23 protein-coding genes are annotated in these 19829 nt (G+C 50.7%); 7 read left to right on the forward strand and 16 right to left on the reverse strand.

Going from position 1 to position 19829, the window contains the following annotated elements; translation table 11 throughout:
* Positions 1-8 precede the first annotated feature (8 nt).
* Complete coding sequence (locus E3E32_RS01355; RefSeq protein WP_167729866.1) at positions 9-428, forward strand: PPC domain-containing DNA-binding protein; 420 nt, start codon at positions 9-11, stop codon at positions 426-428.
* Here E3E32_RS01355 and E3E32_RS01360 read toward each other — a convergent pair.
* The 7 genes from E3E32_RS01360 to E3E32_RS01390 all read right to left on the reverse strand — a co-directional run bounded on the left by E3E32_RS01360 (position 425) and on the right by E3E32_RS01390 (position 5168).
* The gene (locus tag E3E32_RS01360) at positions 425-1006 is read right to left on the reverse strand and encodes a DUF998 domain-containing protein (RefSeq protein WP_167730871.1); all 582 of its coding nucleotides are present in this window, start codon (positions 1004-1006) and stop codon (positions 425-427) included. The genes E3E32_RS01355 and E3E32_RS01360 overlap by 4 nt on opposite strands.
* A gap of 303 nt (positions 1007-1309) precedes the next feature.
* Complete coding sequence (locus E3E32_RS01365; RefSeq protein WP_167729867.1) at positions 1310-2101, reverse strand: SDR family oxidoreductase; 792 nt, start codon at positions 2099-2101, stop codon at positions 1310-1312.
* A gap of 112 nt (positions 2102-2213) precedes the next feature.
* Positions 2214-2621 carry a NifB/NifX family molybdenum-iron cluster-binding protein gene (locus E3E32_RS01370; RefSeq protein ID WP_167729868.1) on the reverse strand — a complete coding sequence of 136 codons (408 nt, stop codon included), beginning with the start codon at positions 2619-2621 and terminating at the stop codon, positions 2214-2216.
* A gap of 55 nt (positions 2622-2676) precedes the next feature.
* Entirely contained in the window at positions 2677-2904 is a 228-nt protein-coding gene (locus tag E3E32_RS01375; RefSeq protein ID WP_167729869.1) for a hypothetical protein, read from the reverse strand.
* A gap of 33 nt (positions 2905-2937) precedes the next feature.
* Positions 2938-3537 (reverse strand): NifB/NifX family molybdenum-iron cluster-binding protein, encoded by a 600-nt coding sequence (locus E3E32_RS01380; RefSeq protein ID WP_167730872.1) that lies wholly within the window; start codon positions 3535-3537, stop codon positions 2938-2940.
* 321 nt (positions 3538-3858) lie between these two features.
* Positions 3859-4398 (reverse strand): DUF2250 domain-containing protein, encoded by a 540-nt coding sequence (locus E3E32_RS01385; RefSeq protein ID WP_167729870.1) that lies wholly within the window; start codon positions 4396-4398, stop codon positions 3859-3861.
* A 371-nt stretch (positions 4399-4769) separates the two neighbouring features.
* Complete coding sequence (locus E3E32_RS01390) at positions 4770-5168, reverse strand: NifB/NifX family molybdenum-iron cluster-binding protein (protein WP_167730873.1); 399 nt, start codon at positions 5166-5168, stop codon at positions 4770-4772.
* 71 nt (positions 5169-5239) lie between these two features.
* Here E3E32_RS01390 and E3E32_RS01395 point away from each other — a divergent pair, with 71 nt between their 5' ends.
* From E3E32_RS01395 to E3E32_RS01410, 4 genes are all read left to right on the forward strand, one after another.
* Positions 5240-6109: a P-loop NTPase gene (locus tag E3E32_RS01395; RefSeq protein WP_167729871.1), complete on the forward strand. Its 870-nt coding sequence runs from the start codon at positions 5240-5242 to the stop codon at positions 6107-6109.
* Positions 6109-6996, forward strand: coding sequence for a P-loop NTPase (locus tag E3E32_RS01400; RefSeq protein ID WP_167729872.1), 888 nt, complete (start codon positions 6109-6111; stop codon positions 6994-6996). Before E3E32_RS01395 ends, E3E32_RS01400 begins: the two co-directional genes overlap by 1 nt.
* A gap of 144 nt (positions 6997-7140) precedes the next feature.
* Positions 7141-7584: a prefoldin subunit alpha gene (gene pfdA, locus E3E32_RS01405; protein WP_167729873.1), complete on the forward strand. Its 444-nt coding sequence runs from the start codon at positions 7141-7143 to the stop codon at positions 7582-7584.
* Between the two features lie 93 nt (positions 7585-7677).
* On the forward strand, positions 7678-9144 hold the full coding sequence (locus tag E3E32_RS01410; protein ID WP_167729874.1) for a DUF2341 domain-containing protein: 1467 nt from the start codon (positions 7678-7680) through the stop codon (positions 9142-9144).
* On the opposite strand, the gene E3E32_RS01415 is transcribed toward E3E32_RS01410, so the two are convergent.
* Positions 9122-10078 (reverse strand): SDR family oxidoreductase, encoded by a 957-nt coding sequence (locus E3E32_RS01415; protein ID WP_167729875.1) that lies wholly within the window; start codon positions 10076-10078, stop codon positions 9122-9124. The genes E3E32_RS01410 and E3E32_RS01415 overlap by 23 nt on opposite strands.
* Before the next feature lie 134 nt (positions 10079-10212).
* Here E3E32_RS01415 and E3E32_RS01420 point away from each other — a divergent pair, with 134 nt between their 5' ends.
* Positions 10213-11232 carry an adenylosuccinate synthetase gene (locus E3E32_RS01420; RefSeq protein ID WP_167729876.1) on the forward strand — a complete coding sequence of 340 codons (1020 nt, stop codon included), beginning with the start codon at positions 10213-10215 and terminating at the stop codon, positions 11230-11232.
* Here E3E32_RS01420 and E3E32_RS01425 read toward each other — a convergent pair.
* The 8 genes from E3E32_RS01425 to fba form a co-directional block, all read right to left on the reverse strand.
* Positions 11180-12022: an alpha/beta hydrolase gene (locus E3E32_RS01425; RefSeq protein WP_240910580.1), complete on the reverse strand. Its 843-nt coding sequence runs from the start codon at positions 12020-12022 to the stop codon at positions 11180-11182. The two genes, E3E32_RS01420 and E3E32_RS01425, sit on opposite strands and share 53 nt — an antisense overlap.
* Positions 12023-12096: 74 nt before the next feature.
* Entirely contained in the window at positions 12097-12753 is a 657-nt protein-coding gene (locus tag E3E32_RS01430; RefSeq protein WP_167729877.1) for a hypothetical protein, read from the reverse strand.
* Between the two features lie 2 nt (positions 12754-12755).
* Positions 12756-13049, reverse strand: a complete 294-nt coding sequence (locus E3E32_RS01435) for an iron-sulfur cluster assembly protein (protein WP_167729878.1) — start codon at positions 13047-13049, stop codon at positions 12756-12758.
* Positions 13039-14031 (reverse strand): ArsA family ATPase, encoded by a 993-nt coding sequence (locus E3E32_RS01440; RefSeq protein WP_167712185.1) that lies wholly within the window; start codon positions 14029-14031, stop codon positions 13039-13041. The genes E3E32_RS01435 and E3E32_RS01440 overlap by 11 nt, the downstream gene beginning before the upstream one ends.
* Before the next feature lie 9 nt (positions 14032-14040).
* Positions 14041-14322, reverse strand: a complete 282-nt coding sequence (locus E3E32_RS01445) for a hypothetical protein (RefSeq protein WP_012571866.1) — start codon at positions 14320-14322, stop codon at positions 14041-14043.
* 23 nt (positions 14323-14345) lie between these two features.
* Entirely contained in the window at positions 14346-16046 is a 1701-nt protein-coding gene (locus tag E3E32_RS01450; RefSeq protein WP_167729879.1) for a carbon starvation protein A, read from the reverse strand.
* A 182-nt stretch (positions 16047-16228) separates the two neighbouring features.
* Entirely contained in the window at positions 16229-18013 is a 1785-nt protein-coding gene (locus E3E32_RS01455; RefSeq protein ID WP_206203388.1) for a pyruvate/oxaloacetate carboxyltransferase, read from the reverse strand.
* A gap of 127 nt (positions 18014-18140) precedes the next feature.
* The gene (fba, locus tag E3E32_RS01460; protein WP_167730874.1) at positions 18141-18986 is read right to left on the reverse strand and encodes a class I fructose-bisphosphate aldolase; all 846 of its coding nucleotides are present in this window, start codon (positions 18984-18986) and stop codon (positions 18141-18143) included.
* A gap of 97 nt (positions 18987-19083) precedes the next feature.
* Between fba and E3E32_RS01465 the strand changes: the two genes are divergently transcribed.
* Complete coding sequence (locus E3E32_RS01465) at positions 19084-19818, forward strand: biotin--[acetyl-CoA-carboxylase] ligase (RefSeq protein ID WP_167729880.1); 735 nt, start codon at positions 19084-19086, stop codon at positions 19816-19818.
* Positions 19819-19829 lie beyond the last annotated feature (11 nt).

Consider the following 19829-nt stretch of genomic DNA (forward strand, 5'->3'; position numbering starts at 1 on the left):
TGATAGTTATGAGATTCTCAAGAGGGAGAAATTTTTTGTTTAGGGTTCCTGAGGGCAAGGAACTGCTGAGCTTCCTCAACGAATTTGCAAGAAAAAACAACGTTTTAATTGGAACGGTGAGTGCCATTGGAAGTCTTAGGAATCCCAAAATCGGCTACTTTGTGGAAGAGGAAGGGCAGTACAAAGTCATTGAGCTGAAAGGAATCTACGAGCTCGTTTCACTCTCTGGGAACATAAGCCTTAAGGATGGTGAGCCCTTCGCTCACATCCACGTCGCACTCGGCGATTCGGAGGGAAGGCTCTGGGGTGGTCATCTCGTTGAAGGGGAAGTCTTTGTTGCGGAGGTTTACATTCGGGAGCTCCTTGGCGAGCCTCTTGAGAGGAAGCTCCAGGAGAGTGGGCTGGTACTGTGGGACGAAGAGTCTTAATTTTTGCTCTGCTTTTCTGTTTTGTAGAATTCTGCCCACAGCACTGTGTAGTGCCAGAGTATAATCCCAAAAATCCCAATGAACTCTGCGATTGCCACACCTTCAAAATTCCTGAGGGCCCATCTCGCCAGAATCCACGCAACCACAAAGACGGCAACTGTAAAAATACCGATATCCCATCTTCCCCCGAGCCAGAGGCCGAGGCCGGTTATCAGAAGTCCCATACTACCGGTTATGAAGAAGCCCCAGCTGACGTAGTAGTGCGGATCTGTTCCCTCAGGAAAGAGGCCGATTCCAGCCAGAAATAGGAGAGCGACAATGAATACTCCGGCTCCTACCTTCTCTACTACGTTTCCGAGCTCGCCGAAGAGGCCGATCGTGTAGTATGTGCCCAAAATCGCAGTTGCAATGAGCGCAAGGTTCATCACCCAGTTGTAAGGTAACCCAACTTTTCCAAGGTCGCTTATGGCGTTGTCGGTCAGGCTCCACCAGGAGCGGTTTATGATTATTGCAATGAAAATCCCACCTAACCCAATTAGGGGTGCACAGAGGCCCGCCAGTCGCTGGCTTTTTCTCAATGATATCACCGTTCTAATGTTCTCTCCTCCATCTATAATCTTAACGCCTGCTAGGGGCTCTTGATGAAGCTGACTAGTCTGATAAGGCCGCTACCAGCCAGAGAGCGGCGATTATTATGAACTCTATCAAAGCTAAACGAGCGTATGGAGCTCGTAGAGCGAGAGGATAACAAGGAGCCATCATATAGAGAAGAACGGGTAAAGGATTAAGGGACGCTAGCGAGGCCGATGTGGGCCAGAAGTGTCTTTTGTTGATGCTCATGTGTAGTCATCAAGGTGCGTGGAAAGGGATAAGATAAAACGTCAGAACACTGAGTTCAACCTTCCTCCATCAACGGGAATCATCGCGCCGTTTATGTAGCTTCCGAGATCGCTCGCGAGGAACGCCACTAGGTAGCCTATCTCTTCCGGCTCGCCAAGTCTTCTGAGAGGTATGGGCTTTGTATAGACGTTGAGGGCTTCCTCGACATTTTTCCCTTCCCGCTTCGCTCTATCCCTGGCCAGCTGAATCATCCTATCCGTCCTTATGATGCCGGGCATTATGCCGTTCACCGTTATTCCCTTTGGTCCTAACTCCTTGGCGAGCGTTCTCACGAGGCCGGCCATCGAAATCCTCACAACGTTGCTGAGGGCTATATTGGGTATTGGCTCCTTTATGGCGACACTTGTTAAATATATTATCCTGCCAAAGCCCCTGCGCTCCATTGCTGGAACTAAGGCCCTAGTTAGGTAAACTGCCGGACGGAGGAGCAGATTCACTGCACCTTCCCAGTCTTCTATGTTCATCTCCATGAAGTAGCCCGGCTTGGGTCCACCGGTGGAGAAGAAAAATATGTCGGGCTCTCCAGTATCTGAGAGTTCCTTAACAGTCCTCTCGAGGTCTTCCCTCTTTGAGAGGTCAGCAACGATGTAGTTCACTTCGACGTTGCTCTCGGCCCTTATTTTCTCCTTCGCCCTCTTCAGGTTTTCCTCGCTTCTCGAGAGGAGTATCACGTCCGCACCGGCCTTTGCCAGAATTCTCGCTGTCCCAAAGCCGATGCCTTTGCTCGAGGCGGTGGTAAAGGCTAGTTTCCCCGAAAGGTCTATTTTGAGCATGGAAACCACCGTATTAAAATTCGCGTCGAAACGATAAAAAACTAACGACAAAAATTCGATGCCGCTGTCCCTGTTTCTGCCAGCTGGACAGAGTTTATGAAATGAAGAATAATCATTGACCGCCCCTTCCGCGTCCCATGCCTCTGCCGTGGCCGCCAACGTGTCTGCCAGGGCTTGTGACTGCACTCTGGAGCTCGCCGCGGAGGAAGGCTTCGACTGCCTCTCTAACTATCATTGTTGGCGGTGCCGAGACCATTCTTATGCCAGCAGTCTGGAGAACGCCGTAGGAGTTCGGTCCGAACTGACCCGCTATGACAACCTCGGCGCCTTGGTCGATGCAGAACTGTGCTGCCGTAACTCCAGCTCCTCTCGGCTGGCTGTAGCCAGGGTTCTGGACAACCTGGACGTTCACTCTCTCTCCATTCTCGACGTCGATTATGGTGAAAGTCGGTGTTCTCCCGAAGGTCTGATTGACCCTGTCATCAAGCCCTCCGTTGATAGTTGAGACTATAATCCTCATTTTCTCACCTCCAGCATGGATTAGGGAAGCCGAATTTAAAAAAGTTTGCATAAGCTCAAAATGGTCTTCCCCATCCCCGGAGTCTTGGTCTCAGAAACTCCCGCAGGATGAGCAAGGCTATCAAGCCGACTGCATAGGGAGCCGCCACGATGAACAGCTTGACAAGGAAGTACAGTATCCCAATGAGGAACAGCAGGTCTATCAGCCCGTAGAATCCAAAAGATCTCCGGTAGTAGCTCCTACTAAAGCCCCCACTGTATCCTCTCCCTGCTCCTCTTGGCATCGCTCATGCCTCCAAAAGTAAAAAGAAGAGAACTCACCACCAGTCGTAGAGCCATCGGAGGGTTCTCCTGTTTGGCCGTCTTGTCCAGGGACAGTAGCTCAGGCGGGCTCCCCAGCCTCTTCCGCCTCTGCCCCATCCGCGTCCAAAGCCGCGGCCTCTACCCCATCCGCCGCCGTAGCCCCAGCCGTGACCGTAAGCCGGATAGGCTGGATACGCCGGAGCCGGAGCATATGGACCGTAAGCTGGCGATGGAGCTGCTGGCGTAACTGGGGTTACTGGGGTCGGAGTGCTAAGCTGCTGAACGCTTCCGGTGGTGACGGCTTTAATTGCTTCATCAACCGGAGTTCCTGGGGCGACCTGGTAGAGCCTTATACCTGCAGCCTGAAGCGCTCCAAGGGCATTAGGACCAACCTGTGGCGCAATGACGGCCTCGACGTCCTCGTTAATGAGGGCCTGGACAGCGAGGGGCCCTGTTCCTTTGCCAGCCATGGCAGTGCCGTTCTGAATCATCTTGCTATTGGTAACATTGCCCTTTTCATCTACGTCGACTATGACAAAAGCCGGAGCCCTTGCAAAGACTGGGGCGACAGTATCCTCGAGGCCCCCACCATTGGTGGGTATTGCGATCCTCATCTTCACCACCTCTCACTTCTTCTGCTATTTTGTGCATATGCACATAATTATAAACTTTTCGGTTATCTTAATTGGAATCCTATATTCTGGTTCGTGCTATTAGCTTGGGGATTGGTGAGTCGATAGGTTCGACGTTGCTCTTTGCTCTCTACTGGAAGAGAATCACCAAACAGGGCGATTATAGAGGGGAGGGTCGTCGGAACACTGGCCACTAATCTTGAAGCCTTTTCAACAGCCCTGACATCAGACTCTAGTACATTAATTCTGTCCATTTCAGTACATGGCCAAGCTCTACGCGCTCCTGGAAAAACTTTGCTCTCATTAGAGTCCAAGAAACTTGCAGAACAGCTTAAAGAACCTCGTCTTCCTTCCAGTAGACGTGATAAAACGGTAGAGAATAAGTTCTTCCTTTAGTCCCGCACAGTTCTTGGCCTTTGCCTTTTTACATGTATCTTCAAAGTCTCTGCTCTTGATGAGGACCCCAATGAACTTCCATCCATCTGGAAAGATGGCGTTGAAGTAGCATTTCAACCATTTCTCATCAATCGAGCGAACGAAGAGCTCACCCTCCCTCGAAAGGCGGTAGTAGGTATGATGCTTGTGAACCTCGAAGGCCTTCTTAAAGCGAGCTTTACTCCTCTTTACTGCGCTTCCAGAGTCGCGTTCAACGAGGCCCGCTTCCATTAGATCCGTTATAGCGCTATTAATCATCCCAAGTGGAAGTTCTGTCATCTTCACTATCATCTTGGCATACTCAACATTGGCCTTCTTGAGGTGAACTAGGACGTACAGATGGATGGGAAGAAGCTCAAGGCTTAGATACGGAGCGGGCCGTTCTTTTCGTGTATTCGCACCACCCATCGCCGAACCTCCCTGTGGGGTATTCTTTCATGACATTATGAACTTTGTCATGACGACCAGTAGACAAGCGGATTGCTAGTGTGAACGGTTCACAGAGGATCAGTGAAAGGTCCGGAACTATTAGAGTGTCTCAGACGGAATATATTGGATGTCTGGCCGTTGGATAGTACCTTGAAGTCAAGAGCTGGCCTCTCTCATGCTTTCGGCACTTGGAAGTAGAAGACTAACCAGAGGAGGATGCCGGGCAGAAAGAGGGTAATCCATGGGAATAGTACCTGAACGTTAGGAGGTTGAGGTAGTAGTCGGTGAAAATAATGGAGAGCGCGTAAGGGATTACGGACTTTCCTGCGCGGAGAGATTCCCCCAGAAGCTCATGCTCCAACCTTGGCTTTCTTTTCCTGCACCTGCTTCCAGAGTCCATCAAAGTTCTCGGCAATCCTCTGGAGGGCAATGTTTAAATCTCTCGTCCTTGTGAAGAACGCCACTTTGTCGCTCTGGTCCCTGATTCTGAGAAAGTTCGGCCCCATTCTGAAGGCAGCCAGAACGTCGACGTCTATAAGCTGACCCAATATCAGCTTGAACTTCCTCGGGTCGCCGTGCCCTTCGTCGTGCTCCTCCATATCCTTGGCTTTGTTGTGCCTTTTCTCAAGGAGCTTAATGCTCCCATTCTCACAGACCTTGTATATTGCAAAGAACTCAGAATCGCCGTAGTGGGCATCTATGAGCGTCTCATCGTTCTCCATCCCAAAGGCAACTTTCAGGCACCTCATGACCATCACCGTGTGAGCATATGCACAAAGCTTAAAAACTTTTAGGTTAGCCTAATTCTGGAGGTGAGATAATGCAGATTGCAGTGAGTGGAGGAAAAGGTGGAACCGGAAAATCCACCATTGCGATAAATCTCGCGATAGCCCTTAGAGAGCACTTTGATCTTGTTCTGGCCGATTTGGATGTTGAGGCACCAAATGACCATCTGCTCCTTGGAGTTGAGCTCCAGAACGAGGAGCCCGTTGAGCTCTTCATGCCGCGCTTTGACTACTCCAAGTGTACTCACTGCAGAAAGTGCGCAGAAGTTTGTGAGGAGCACGCAATAATAACCATGCGTGACGGAACTCCCTTCCTGATGTCAAACCTCTGCTCCGGCTGCGCCGCCTGTGAGATAGTCTGCCCAGTTCCTGGAGCGATACTGCCCGGCAAGAAGCTTATGGGCCACACCTATCTAACGGAGACGCCCTACGGCTTCCCACTCGCCACGGGCAGGCTTTTGGAGGGCGAGGAGAGGGCCATGCCCATCGTTTCAAGAGCTAAGAAAAGGGCTCAAAGCTTAAACAAGGAGCTCCTGCTCGTTGACACTGCCGCCGGAACGAGCAATACCGTTTCGAAGGCACTTGAAGATTCTAAGCTCATCATAGCCGTCACCGAATCGACACCGCTCGGGCTTCATGACAGCGAACTCATCCTCCGGCTGGCTCAGCTCATGGACATTCCGGCTATGATAATCGTTAACCGTTCCGATCTGGGCGACGTTGGAAAGGTCAGGGAAATTGCCGAGCGCTACAGCGCCGAGATAATAGCTGAGATACCCTACAGCGAGAACGTCATAAGGAGCTACGTGGAAGGAAGGCCGATAGTTCTGAGCAACTATCCTGAGGCCCAAATCTTCAGGAAGATTGCCGAGAGGATTATCGGGTTCATCGGGGGTGGTAAGTGATGCAGCTTGTCATAGCGAGTGGTAAGGGCGGCGTCGGGAAGAGTACTGTAACCGCTTCACTCCTCTATCTTCTGAAGGATGAATACAACTTCGTGGCAGTAGATGCAGACGCAGATGCACCGAACCTCGATCTACTTCTCGGCGTCGAGCGCTGGGAAGATGAGAGGGAGCTAATTGGCGCCAAGGTCGCCCACATAAACACGGAGAGCTGCATACGCTGTGGCATCTGTCAGGAGCGCTGCCCCTACGATTGTATTAAGGTCATCGACGGCGACTACGTTGTGAGTGAACTCACCTGTGAAGGCTGCAACGTCTGCGGTCTTGTCTGCCCAGTGCCAGGAACCATAACCCTTGAGGAGGTCCGCTCTGGGGTAATAAGGAAGACCACCACGAAGTACGGCTTCCCGCTGATCTCTGCCCAGCTCGACGTCGGCAGGCCCAACAGTGGCAAGCTCGTAACCGAGGAGAAGGAGTGGGCGAAGAACCTGATGAGGGAGCTTGGTCTTGAGCACATGATAGTGGACAGCGCAGCTGGAATAGGCTGTCAGGTTATAGCGAGCGTCGGCGGTGCGGATTTGACTATACTCGTTGCCGAGCCGACGCCAGCCTCCCTAGGCGATGTTCAGAGGGCTTATAGAGTCGTTCAGCACTTCAGGCAGCCGGCTTACCTTATAATCAACAAGGCCGACTTCAACCCTGGATTCAAAGCCCTTCACGAGTGGGCAGAGAGCGAGGGAACCCCGATACTCGGAGAGGTTCCCTACGACAGGGCGGTACCGAAGAGTATGGCGATGCTTAAGCCTGTTGTGGAGGCCTTTCCAGACTCAAAGGCATCTCAGGCGATAAAAGAGATTGCCGAGAGAGTTAAGGCTGAGATACTGAAATGAAGCCACAGTTCGTGGAATCTCCACTCTTCCCATCTTATCCTTGTTAGAGCTCGTGCGTGGACTGGTTCTATAATCTTTCGTTGTTTGTGGCAAGGCAACCCAAACCTTAAAAGCCTCCCATCCAAATCCAATCGGTGGTGCAAAATGGCGGAGAGAAACGAGCAGCTTGAAAGGCTCGCTTACGAGTATCAGCTTCTGCAGGCTCAGGCTCAGCTTTTAGCCCAAAATCTTGAGCTCCTAACCCTCGGAAGGAACGAGTTCCAGGCCGTTAAGGAGACCCTCGAGGAGCTCAAAAAGGTCGAGGATGAGAAGCCAGAAATTCTGGTGCCCATTGGTGCAGGCTCCTTCCTGAAAGGTATGATAGTGGACAAGAACAGCGCGATAGTCAGCGTCGGTTCTGGCTATGCTACCGAGAAGAGCCTCGACGACGCTATAGGCTACCTTGATGCTAGAATAAAAGAGTACGACGAGGCAATAAGGAAAACGCAGGAGGCCCTAGCAAAGCTTGAGGGCCAACTTCAGGAGCTCGCTCAGAAAGCACAGAAGCTCCAGCAGGAGGCTGCGATGCGTTTTAGTGTAAAGAAGTAATGTTTTTGAGCTTCTTCTCCTCCACTTTATGGGTTTGAAAAGCAAAATTGGGAGATAATATTTTAAACTTTCTCCGCTACAATGCATTTTAAGATGAGAAAGTTGAGATTGACATCAGCCATGCTTGCACTCGTGCTTCTTCTGGCGACGCTTGGGTTAGCTGTCCCCAGCATTAATGTTTCCGTACAGGAGATTGGTGTTGGTGCTCAGAAAGTAGTATCTCCTGTACTTCAGGGATCTATATGGTTCAATACGGGATTGACCAGTGGTGAGCTTGTATTCTCTAACGATCTGCCCGGGGGCACTAAGATTTATGTCATGTTATATGATTCCGGCGGGAATCTTCTGGCATATAACTACACCATCCAGCTAACGACTATCCTTTCGGCTGGCAGTGTTCTTAGGTATAGTTTGAACAATCCTGCCGGGGCTACGCGATCCCAGGTGAGTTATGCCCACGTTGTTGTGTTGTCTCCGGAATATGAGACAACTCTTGTCTCAGGAAATATCCATGTCAACACACAGAAGTTGGGCCTTGGAGTTTCGGATACAACAAAATTCTGCACTCCAATAACGATAACGGAAAACAGCGGAAATACACTCTATAACTACAGCGTTGAGATTGTAATTGATGACTCTGCGACCACCAACCCTGAACTATGGAAACTTGACTGGAATATCGTGAATGGAAGCAGCCTCTATTTCACAGATGACAACGACAGGCCTTTGTACTTCTGGATTCAGCAGCTTGATACAAACAACAGGATTGCGGTTTTTTGGGTTAATATCCCATATCTGCCGGCTAATGGAAAAGTTGTGGTGTGTCTAAACTACGGTGTGTGGCCTAACCCTTACAATAAATATCAGGACTTATACAAGGTATTTCTGTTCGTTGATGACTTTAACACGTTTAATCCAGATGCCTGGGATAGTAACAGCCAGGTTACAGTGAACAACGGAATATTGACTCTTAATGGAGGTCAGTGGGTATGGACAAAGCAGAATTTTGGAGAACATTATGCTGTCCATATGTTGGCATATCTCGGTTACGAGAATGGCACACAATTTAAAAATGCTCCAAACACAGCGAAAAGATATTACTCCCTTGGACCATTCATTATGGGGTATATCTCCCCTTCTGATGTTGCATACTCCGAAGGAATAGGTGGGAGATATGGTGGGATTTTCGTACAAGACGCAAAAGGAGAACTAACTTTCACTCTTCCCGATGATCCTGACTCGAATGGTTACTGGGACGCTTCCATATCAAGTCCCCAGTATACTTGGAATCAGTGGACATATCTAACGGTTACCCTTTACAACGGCAACTTGGTGTTTTACCAGAAAACCTCTGGCTGGAACTGGGGTAACATTAGTACTTATATTAAGATGTCAAGCTATACTGTTACCATATCTGGGGATGGAAGAATAGGTATAGGGCAGTGGAGCGGAGGTCCTAGTTATTACGGGTGGATAGTTGTTCGCAACTACGTTGACCCAGAACCCTCTGTCTCTGTCGGGTACTGGTACTATCAGCTCACGTTCTATCCTCGGACTTGACTGTTAGGTCACGCGCTTTGTTGTTCTTATACCACTCCACAGTCTTCTTCAGCCCATCCTCCAGTGTCCATTCCGGCTCGAAGCCAAGCTTTCTTATTTCACTTATATCCGCCTGGCTGTGTCTTATGTCTCCCGGCCTTGGCTTGTCGAAGAGTATCGAGCTGGTGGCGTTGGTTATTTCAATTATCTTCATCGCCAGCTCAAGAATAGTTGTCTGCCCCCCAGTTGCGACGTTGAAGACCCTTCCATTGGCTTTTCTGCTCTCTGCAACCAAGATGTTGGCTCTGACAACGTCCTTGACATAGATGAAGTCTCTCGTCTGCTTTCCGTCGCCAAAAATTACGAGCGGCTCGTTCTTCAGCGCACGGTTGATGAAAATGCTTATAACTCCTGCGTACTGGTTAGCACTCTGCCTAGGACCGAAGACGTTAAAGTAGCGCAGGGAGACAGTTGGTATCCCGTAGAGCTCGTTGAAAACTCTAAGGTACTGCTCGGCCGTGAGCTTGGTAACGCCATAGGGAGAGAGGGGTTTTGGCGTTTCCGTCTCTTTGAGCGGCAGATTTGGATTGTTGCCATAAACCGCCGCAGAGGATGCAAAAATCAGCTTTCCGTGACCTTCCATTAGGGCTCTCAAAATGTTGAGCGTGCCTATAACGTTGACTTCCTCCGTGAAAATCGGGTCCCTAACGCTCTCGACGACGCTGACCTGAGCAGCCTCGTGAAAAACGTAATCGGCGTGGCTTATCAGCTCGGCTATCGATTCGTAGTCCCTGATGTCGGCCCGAACGAACTTCGCCGCCGGCGGAACGTTTTCCCTCTTTCCAGTGTGGAGGTTGTCAATGACGATTACCTCGTTATCTTTGCTCAGTTCCCAGGCAATATGGGAGCCGATGAAGCCTGCCCCTCCAGTAACCACGACCAACTTGTTTCTCATTTCTCTACCCCCGTAAGTAGTGTTTGCCGTGGGTTTTAACCTTTTGCTGTCTCTTTCCGTGGGATTTTGACAAATTTTTGTCTGATTAGAAACTGTTATAAGGTCCCTATTGACTTAAACTTGGGTAAGGAGCCATGCCGAGCTACATAGTTGTTGGTGGTCAATGGGGAGACGAGGGTAAGGGGTCTCTTATAGCCTACCTTGCCTTGAAGGATGAGCCTCAAATCATAGCACGCGGCGGCGTTGGGACAAACGCGGGTCACAGCGTCTTCATCAACGGTAGGAAATACGCAGTCAGACAGCTCCCAACGGGCTTTATGCAGACTAAAACTAGGCTTCTCGTTGGGGCTGGAGTTCTTGTTGACCCAGAGGTCTTTTTCCATGAGCTCGAACACCTGAAGGAGTTCAACGTTGCCGAAAGAGTTGGCATTGATTACCGTTGCGCCATTATAGAGCCAAGACACAAGGAGCGCGATAGAACGAGCAGCTATCTGCACGACAAAATCGGAACCACGGGTTCCGGCTGTGGGCCGGCAAACGCTGATAGGATCATGCGTATGGCAAAACAGGCGAAGGACATCAAGGAGCTGGAGCCATATCTCACGGACGTTGCTCAAGAAATTAACGACGCGCTCGATGAAGGCAAGCTGGTTCTCATCGAGGGCACACAGGGCTTTGGACTGAGCCTCTACTATGGTACTTACCCCTACGTGACCTCGAAAGATACCACCGCTTCAGCCATAGCCAGCGACGTCGGAATCGGGCCCACGAGGGTCGACGATGTCATAGTCGTCTTCAAAAGCTTTCCGACGCGCGTTGGAGAGGGTCCGTTTCCGACGGAGATGAGTGCTGAGGAAGCTGAGAGGCTCGGTCTCGTCGAGTACGGCACTGTCACAGGAAGGCGCAGGCGCGTCGGCTGGTTCGACTTCGAGTTCGCGCGCTATTCGGCGAGGCTCAACGGGGCGACGATGCTGGCTATAACAATGCTCGACAAGTACGACAAAGAGGCCTTCGGCGTTACCGACTACGACAAGCTGCCAAGGAAGGCCAAGGAGTTTATAGAAGAAATAGAGGAAAGGGTTGGTGTTCCGGTCGGCATAATCAAGACTGGTCCTGAGCTTGAGCACGTGATTGATAGGAGGGATACTCTCTAATTCTCTTTTCTTCCCCCGCGTGGGCCACGAACCACTCAACTATCGTTCTGTGGAACTCATTCCCCCACTCGGGGTCCTCGAATATCTCGTGGTAAGCCCCTTCGAACTCCTTCAATGCCTTGTCTTTGGCCTTAAGCTTCTCGAAAAGCCTTCTCGCTCCTTCTGGCGGAGTTATGATGTCTCCCGTACCAACAATGAGCAGAATCGGCACCGTTATTTTTTCAGCCTCTTTGTGTGCCAGCTCCATGTTCTCGAAGATGCTCCTCCCGAGCTTTGCCGAAATCCTGTCATGGACGAGTTTATCTTTGATGTACCTCTCGACTGCACTGGGGTTCCTGGAGAGGAACTTTGGATCGAGGCCGTTGCTTAGCGTTATCCCCGGTGCGATTTTTCCGAGGAACTTCGCGAGGACGACCATGAAGTCCGGCGTCTTTGGGCTCTTAGCGAGTGCTGGCGAGGAAGCGACGACCCCCCTTATCTTATCCGGCCTCGTCTCGGCGTAGCGGATCACGGTTAGCCCACCCATGCTATGGCCGAAGAGGAACGGCTTTTCTCCAATTTCCTCAATGATGCTGTCAATAATCCCCATAGCTTCCTCAACGCTCGTATGTCCCCTTTTGCCACCACTTTCCCCGTGTCCCGGCCAGTCGAAGGTGTAGACGGCAAAGCCTGCCTCATTAAGCATCTTTACCAGCCACTTGTATCTTCCACTGTGTTCCCCCAATCCATGAACCAGAACAACCCATCCAATCCTTGGCTCACCGAACTTGGCTTTGTAAACCCTCACCATAGCCACCGCCAGTTAGAAAATTGGGAAAAGGAGAATTTAACATTTTCCAGTGCCGAGATTCTGAAAACAAATGGTTAAGAAGAAAACGGACCTTCTTTCAGTTTTTCCTTGGCGAATTCTACGATCTTTTTGATGTCGTCCTCTATCGTATCCGGTTCGGGCTTCATCAGCACATAGAACACGTTGGTTTTCGGCGTGAGCGAGATGTGCTTGACGTTTGTTGGCTTGGAGAGGTTCTCGACGAGGTATTTGAGCAGTTCAACGTCGCGTCTCTTTTCGTAAAGTGCCTCGTACTTCGTGCCAGCTATCTCCACTATTTCCTTCTGAAGGAGTTCTTCGTCTTCAATCTTGGGCTTTATGCGGTAGTAGCCCTTCTGTATGAGGTGGGCCTCACGCTTTATCCTGGATTCTGGCTTTATTACAATGTAGAGCTTGTCGTGCCTGCTTGTGAGGAGTGCTATGGGGAAGTAGAGGATGCTCTGTCTCGGCAAAAGCGTCAGCGTGTACTCAAACTTCCTGATGTTGTCGCGGTTCACCTTGTAGTAAGCCCTGAAACCGATGTAGCCGCCGAGCCAGACGTAGTCCTTGTCCTCTGGCTTAACAACGTCCTCAATGCTTCTCAGGTAGTGTTGCATTATCTGGAGGTTCAGCTTTCTGCCTTTGAAAAATTGTATAGATGAAACGGCCGCAAGGACCATAATCGCCAGTATAAATCCGGACGTTATCTCCATAATTAGACCTCCTCGATCGGGTAATAGCGCTGCAAAGTCATATCATCAACTATCTCAAAGTATCCCAACTTATCCTCTAAAACCTTTACCATGTCCTTAACAATTCTCGCCTGAAGCGGCCAGGTGATGGCCGTGGCAAAAGGTTTGGGGGGAGTGTTCCTTGCGAAGGCCACGTAGATAGTGGTTTTGTCTTCTTCCGCAACTATTTTAGTGACAAGGCCTTCACTGACTATGTTCTGCCCTGTAAAGGGATTTTTAACTGCCCCTAGGAGTTCCAGTATCTCCTCAGGTCTCAAGTATCATACCTCCAAGCCTTTCGAGCCACTCCATTCCCCGGGGCTCTTCCGCAAACATAGGTATCCTCACGACGTCAATTCCTTTGAATTTCCTCTCGATCTCCTTTAAAACCCTCCCCTGGGCTTCAAGTTTGACCTTCAGCTCTGGTATGTCCTTCCCCAGCGTTATGACTTTGTTTACGACTATCAGGTTAAAGGGCACCCTGAACTTCTTCAGGCTTTCGTAGGCTCTCTCCGTTTCATAGAGTGGAAGCGTTTCAGGATTCATGACTGCGACAACGCTCGTTTTGTTGGGGTCAGTTATGACTTTTTCGACAAAGGCAACTTCCTCGCGATATGCCTTTAGCTCTTGCATGACAGCGTCTTCTTTCTCCTCTTTGGGTAGGGTGAACTCCTCACCTTCAATTGTGAACTTCTGCTCTCCCTGTATTTTGGCTATCGCGCGCCTTCTTTCGAGTATCTTTTTCCTTATCCCTATCAGTTTGTCCGCCCAGATGAGGGATATCTTCGGTAAAGCGAGAACTCTCAAGGTTAAGCCAGTGGGAGGTGTATCAAACACTATTACATCCCACTTATCTCCCTCGATTAGTATCTCCCTTATGGCCTCCAGCGTTGCATATTCCTCTATGCCGGGAGAGTAACTTAGAACCTCAAAATACTTTTCTAGATTTATGACAGTCAAATAGCGGTACATGTGCTTAAGGTTTTTCTCTAGGTGCTTGAGGTAAGCTTTAATTAACTTATCCATATCAAGTTCGCTAGCGTAAAGGTTTTCCATCAGCTTTTTGGGCTTGTCGTTCAGTCTTACCATAAACACGTCGCCAAGGTTGTGGGCGGGATCGAGTGATATAATGAGTGTTTTATATCCTTTCTTCGCCAGGGCAACAGCTAAAGAGGCGCTCGTCGTTGTCTTGCCGACGCCACCTTTTCCAATGACGAATATTGTCCTGAAATCCTCTTTTGGAAGCAGGTACTCTCTCATGTTCCCACCTCAGTCTATATCGAACATTCCAGCAATTTCCGCAAAGATGTCATCTAAATTGACGGCCCTCTGCTGCATGACGTGAATCTCCCGTACCATATGGGGCATCAGTCTTATAACAAGCGTCGTTGGTGGAGATGGTATGCCAACGAAGGCCCCCATTAGCACCAGCGCAAATACGTTTTCAAGCTCTCTCAGCTCGAATTCGATGTATTCAGTTGACTGCTGTTTGAAAGACTCCACGAATCCTTTAAGAAACTGCCTTAGTGGTTCCAATGGTTTCACCTCCAAAAACGAAATAAAAATGAAAGAACTCAAGCGGTCGCGTACTCCTCGGCCGGCTTCTTCCAGGCGGCGTACCAGTCGACGACGAGGAGCAGGTTGAGGAGCAGGCCGACGACGGTGATGAGGGACACCCAGAATCCAGGCTTGATGACGACAAGGAACCAGACAAGTGCTGCTGTCACTGTAATCCACAGGAAGAGCGCGGGGATGACTACTGCCCACTTCCATGCTCCCTCTGGCCTCTGAACCTTTGCAACCCACAGGGAAGCTGTCATCATCGCAATGCTTGCCAGCATCTGGTTCATACCGCTGAAAGCCGGCCAGATGATAAGCCAGCTTCCGCCCCAGGCCATGTAGATACCGAAAATGGCAAGGATTATTGATGCGACCCACTTGTTCTTGAGGATTTCGGGTCCGTGGACCATCTCCATGATCTCTTGCCAGGCGAACCTGCCAAGCCTGGTAGCAGTGTCGAGGGTCGTGAGAGCGAAAGCCGAGACCCAGAGGCTGGCGAAGACTGCGCCGGTCTTGAACGGGATTCCAAATGCATCTTCAAGACCGTAGGCGTAGCTCTTGGAGAAGATTCCGACCTTTATTCCGTTCTTGACGACCTGGATGGCATACTGCTGTCCCCAGTTGTTGACGTCAACAGGGATGTTCATGGTCTGGAAGACCTGGAGTCCGTATATGGCGATGGAAGCTATGACGATGGTTGAGAGGAAGCCCTCGGTGAACATACCGCCGTAGCCGACCATAAGGCCGTGAAGCTCATTGTCAAGCTGCTTGGATGTGGTACCAGAACCGACAATGGAGTGGAATCCACTAAGCGCACCGCACGCGATGACGAGCGGTATTGTTGGCCAGAACGGCGATGGCTTGCCACCGACGACGTTGGCAGACCAGGTGGTGAAGGCTGGGGCTGTAAAGGTTCCAACACCCTTAATGCCGACAACTATGAACGCCAGACCACCAAGGATAAGGCCAAACCACAGGATATAGGCGTTCAGGTAGTCTCTCGGCTGGAGCAGAATCCAGACCGGCAGTGAGGAGGCCACGATGATGTAAAGTCCAAGAACGATGTACCAGGTCTGCTTGCTGGCGACTATCGGGAACTGGAAGCCAATCCATATTGCTATGATGAGAAGTACTATTCCGATGATTGTACCGACTTTAAAGTCTATCTGCACTTTGTAGAGGAGGTATCCAAGGATCACAGCAACTACCAGGAAGAGCAGCGAGGCTGTCGCAGCTTCTGGAGTTCCAACGAAAATTCCGGATATAACTGCTGCGAATGCCGCTATTACAAGTACCAGAGCGAACCAAACGTAAAGCTCAAAGGCCATGCTGGTTCTCTTGCTCATGAGCTTTCCGGCAATCCACTGGATGGACTTACCATCGTAGCGTACCGATGACATTAATGCCAGATAGTCATGGACAGCACCGATGAAGACGTTTCCGAACCAGACCCACAGGAGTCCTGGCAACCATCCCCAGGCCATTGCCACGGCTGGACCGACGATAGGTCCTGCACCTGCTATTGAAGCGAAGTGGTGGCCGTAGAGAACCATTGGGTGTGCTGGGACATAATCAACCCCATCGTAGAGCTTGTGTGCCGGGGTGGGTCTGTTGGGATCGGCCTTGACGACTTTACTCTGTAGCTTTCTTCCGTAGGCCATGTACATCACAACGTATATGGCAGCCGCTATCAATATTATTACAGCGGAGTTCATGGTTGCACCTCCGAGGAAGTTTTCGCAGTAGTGTAAAATTGTGTTCATATAAATGCTTTTCGGCAATGGACTGAAAATTTTTCGCTTTTCAACTAAAAGTTAGAAACACTACCCCTGTTTCTGAGAAAAAACCTTTAGGCGGAATGACTATGAAAAATGGGGAAAGGAGAAGTCTTTTTCACTCACTGAAGTTCGATTAGTGGTTGTCCGGTGTCGACGGTTTGGCCTTCTTTGATGAGGATTTTCTTTATTATTCCGTCTTTTGGTGCTGGGATTTCGTTTTCCATTTTCATTGCCTCGAGGATGAGTAGTCCTTGACCAGTTTTGACTTGATCGCCTTCTTTAACGAGTATTCTAAGGATTTTACCCGGCATTGGCGCAGTCACAACCCCCTCACCTGCTGGCGCTGGAGTTGGTGCTGCTGATGCTGGGACAAGAGCGGGAGCCGGAGTCGGGACGCTAGCAGGGATGCTTGGAGCACTCGGAACTGCTGGGGCGGGAGTACCAGCACTTGCTATCTGAGGCAGATACTTGAGGGCGCTCAGGTCAACCCCTTCAATGCCAACCTCGAATTCAACACCGTCGATGTACAGCTTAAACTTCTGGGCCGTCTTCGGAATTTCCGGTTTTTTGACTCCCTCCTTTCTTGCTTTGAAGAACTCCAGTGCAACCTGCGGGAAGAGGCAGTATGTGAGGACGTCCTCTTCCTTCTCCAGATAACCGAGTTTTTCAAGCTCCTTTCTGCATTTCTCTAATGCAGGCTCCAGAAGCTCCCCCGGTCTCGCTGATACTGGTTCTTCATCTCCAAGAACCTTCGTCCTCAGCTCGGGGTTTATCTCTGCCGGAGGCCTTCCGTACAGGCCTTTGATGTAGTTCTTGACCTCGTTGGTTATCCTCTCGTATCTTCCGAAGAGTACGTTGAGAACAGCTTGAGTGCCGACTATCTGGCTTGTTGGTGTCACCAGTGGCGGCCATCCCAGATCTTCTCTCACGTGCGGAATCTCCTCGAGAACTTCGTCGAGCTTGTCTAGAGCTTTCATTTCCTTGAGCTGGGCTATGAGGTTGGAGAACATTCCCCCCGGAACTTGGTACTTTAAGACGTATGGGTTCACCATGAGGGCCTCCTTGTGGAGCAGGCCGTAGTACCTCTCTTCAAGCAGCTTTTTGAGGTAGCGCGAGACCTGATGAATGAGTTCCCTGTCGAGGTGGAAGCCAACTGCTTTGGGCAGCGCGTGCCATATCGTCTGTATCCCAGGCTGGGCCGTTCCAAAGGCGAGGGGGCTTATAGCTGTGTCAATGAAGTCTGCCCCGGCCTCGACAGCCTTCAGGTAAGTCGCGACGGCCATTCCAGTGGTCGAGTGGGTGTGAACATTAACTGGGATGCCGTAGGTTTCCTTTATCTCACTCACCAGTTCGTAGGCCTTCTCGGGTGTCAGTAGGGCTGCCATGTCCTTGATGGTAATTACATCGACGTCCAGCTTTAGGAGCTCCTCCACCTTTTTCATGTAATATTCAAGGGTAAAGATTGGTCCAGTTGTGTAAGCTATGGCACCCTGAACCTCAGCACCCACTTCTTTGGCCTTCCTTATCGCAACTTCCATGTTCCTAACATCGTTCAGGGCGTCAAAGACCCTGAAAATGTCGATGCCATTCTTGTGGGCCAGCTCAACGAACTTCTCGACGACGTCGTCCGGGTAATGGCGGTAGCCAACGACATTCTGCCCCCTGAGCAGCATCTGGAGCTTCGTCTTCCTTATGTGCTCCCTCAAAAGTTTGAGCCTCTCCCAGGGGTCTTCCTTGAGGTAGCGAATGCAGACGTCGAAGGTTGCTCCTCCCCAGACTTCCATGGAGTAGAAGCCTATCTTGTCCATCTTCTCAGCTACGGCAAGCATGTCCTCTGTCCTGAGGCGCGTTGCTATGAGCGATTGGTGTGCGTCCCTAAATGTGGTATCCACTATTTCCACCATTGTGATCACCTGCCTTCTTGTTGGTCACTTAGTATATGCCCACCTAAACGTTAGTTGCCTTAAAAAAGTTCCGACGTTAGAGGAGATATATCACGACAAACGTCGAAAAGAATGAGCAGAAGAGGGTTCAGAGAAGCCCCTCAGCCTTGGCAGCCTCTTCCGGCTCTTCATTGCGGTGAATGACCCTGATAAGGGCCTTGATGAGAGGCTCTGGGTTCTCGCGCTGGAAGATGTTTCTGCCAACTACGGCACCGGCCCCTCCAGCTTCGATGACGTCGTAAACCACCCTGAGGAAGTCAACTGGATTCTCCGTCTTAGCGCCGCCGCTCAGAAGGACTGGGACTCCCGCTGCGGCATCGACTACCTTGGCAAAGGTCTCCTTCGAGCCAGTCCAGTAGGTCTTTATCATATCCGCACCGCTCTCAACGGCCGCCCTCGCGCCGTACATAACAACACGGTAGTCCTCCTTTTTGCCGTACTTCTCGTTGATGTACGGGCCGCGCGGATAGGCGAACTGCACAACCGGGAAGCCCATGTCGTGGGCGTAGCTCGCTATCTCGGCGAACTGGCGCATCATAACGTCCTCCTGCGGGCTGCCCCAGTAAACAGTCGCCGCTATGGCGTCGGCGCCGAGTTTGATGGCATCCTCAACGTAGCCGAGCTGGCTCTGGAGGAGCTGCTCATCTTTTGGTCTGAGGTTGGTCTTGCTGGTGAGCTTTATCATCAATCCTCTGTCAGGCTTCACTTCGTCGCTGGCGAACCTGGCGAGGCCAGGGAGCATCATGACGCCGTCAACGCCGGCGCGCATAACCTTTCTGATGATTATCTTCGGGTTCACGTGCTCCCAGTGCTCCTCAAAATCTGTCGGTCCGTGCTCGAAGCCGTGGTCCATCGCAAATATGAGCGCCCTTCCGTTTCTGCGGAAGAACCTCTTCATTCTTCTCCTAATCCCAATACTCTGGTATGCATCCATACTAATCACCTTGAGTGATATATGGTTTGGGGGATTTAAGGTTTTCCTTGATGGAAAGTTGTTTAAGTCCAGGATGAGAAGTTCCGCCGGTGGTTTAATGTCGGGATTGGGGAGTGAAATTATCGGCCGTAAAATAATTCACCTCCATGAAGTAGATTCAACCAACGAGTACGCCAAGCTCATCGCTCTGGACGAGCGTGAGGGGACGGTGGTGGTAGCGGACAGACAGACCGCCGGAAAAGGGCGAAAAGGTCGCACCTGGGTTTCCCCAGAGGGAGGCCTCTGGATGAGCGTCATCCTGAAGCCCAAGGCTGAGCCCAAGCACCTTTCCAAGCTCGTCTTCATCGGGGCCTTGGCCGTTGTCGATACTCTCGGGAAATTTGGAATTGAAGCGGGTATAAAATGGCCCAACGACGTCTGGGTAAACGGGAGAAAAATCTGCGGAGTTCTTACTGAGGGAAGGATCGGGGAGTTCGTTATTCTCGGGATAGGCCTAAACGTGAACAACGACGCCCCTGAGGAGCTCAGGAAAATGGCGACCTCGATGAGAGAGTTCCTCGGCCGTGAGGTTTCCCTGTCAGAAGTCTTCCGCACCCTTATTAGGAATCTCGACCACTGGTACAGACTCTTTCTCAATGGACGATATGCTGAGATAATATCCGCGCTGAAGGAGAGGAGCATTGTCCTCGGGAAGGAAGTCAAGATAATCGACGATAAAACAGAACTCGTTGGCAGGGCTATGGATATAGATGGGGATGGCGCGCTGATCCTCGAAACACCAAAGGGCAGAGTGCGGGTGCTCCATGGCGACGTTTCTCTCAGATTTCTCTAAATTTTCCACGA

This window comes from Thermococcus sp. GR6 (assembly GCF_012027415.1).
Lineage (GTDB): Archaea > Methanobacteriota_B > Thermococci > Thermococcales > Thermococcaceae > Thermococcus > Thermococcus onnurineus.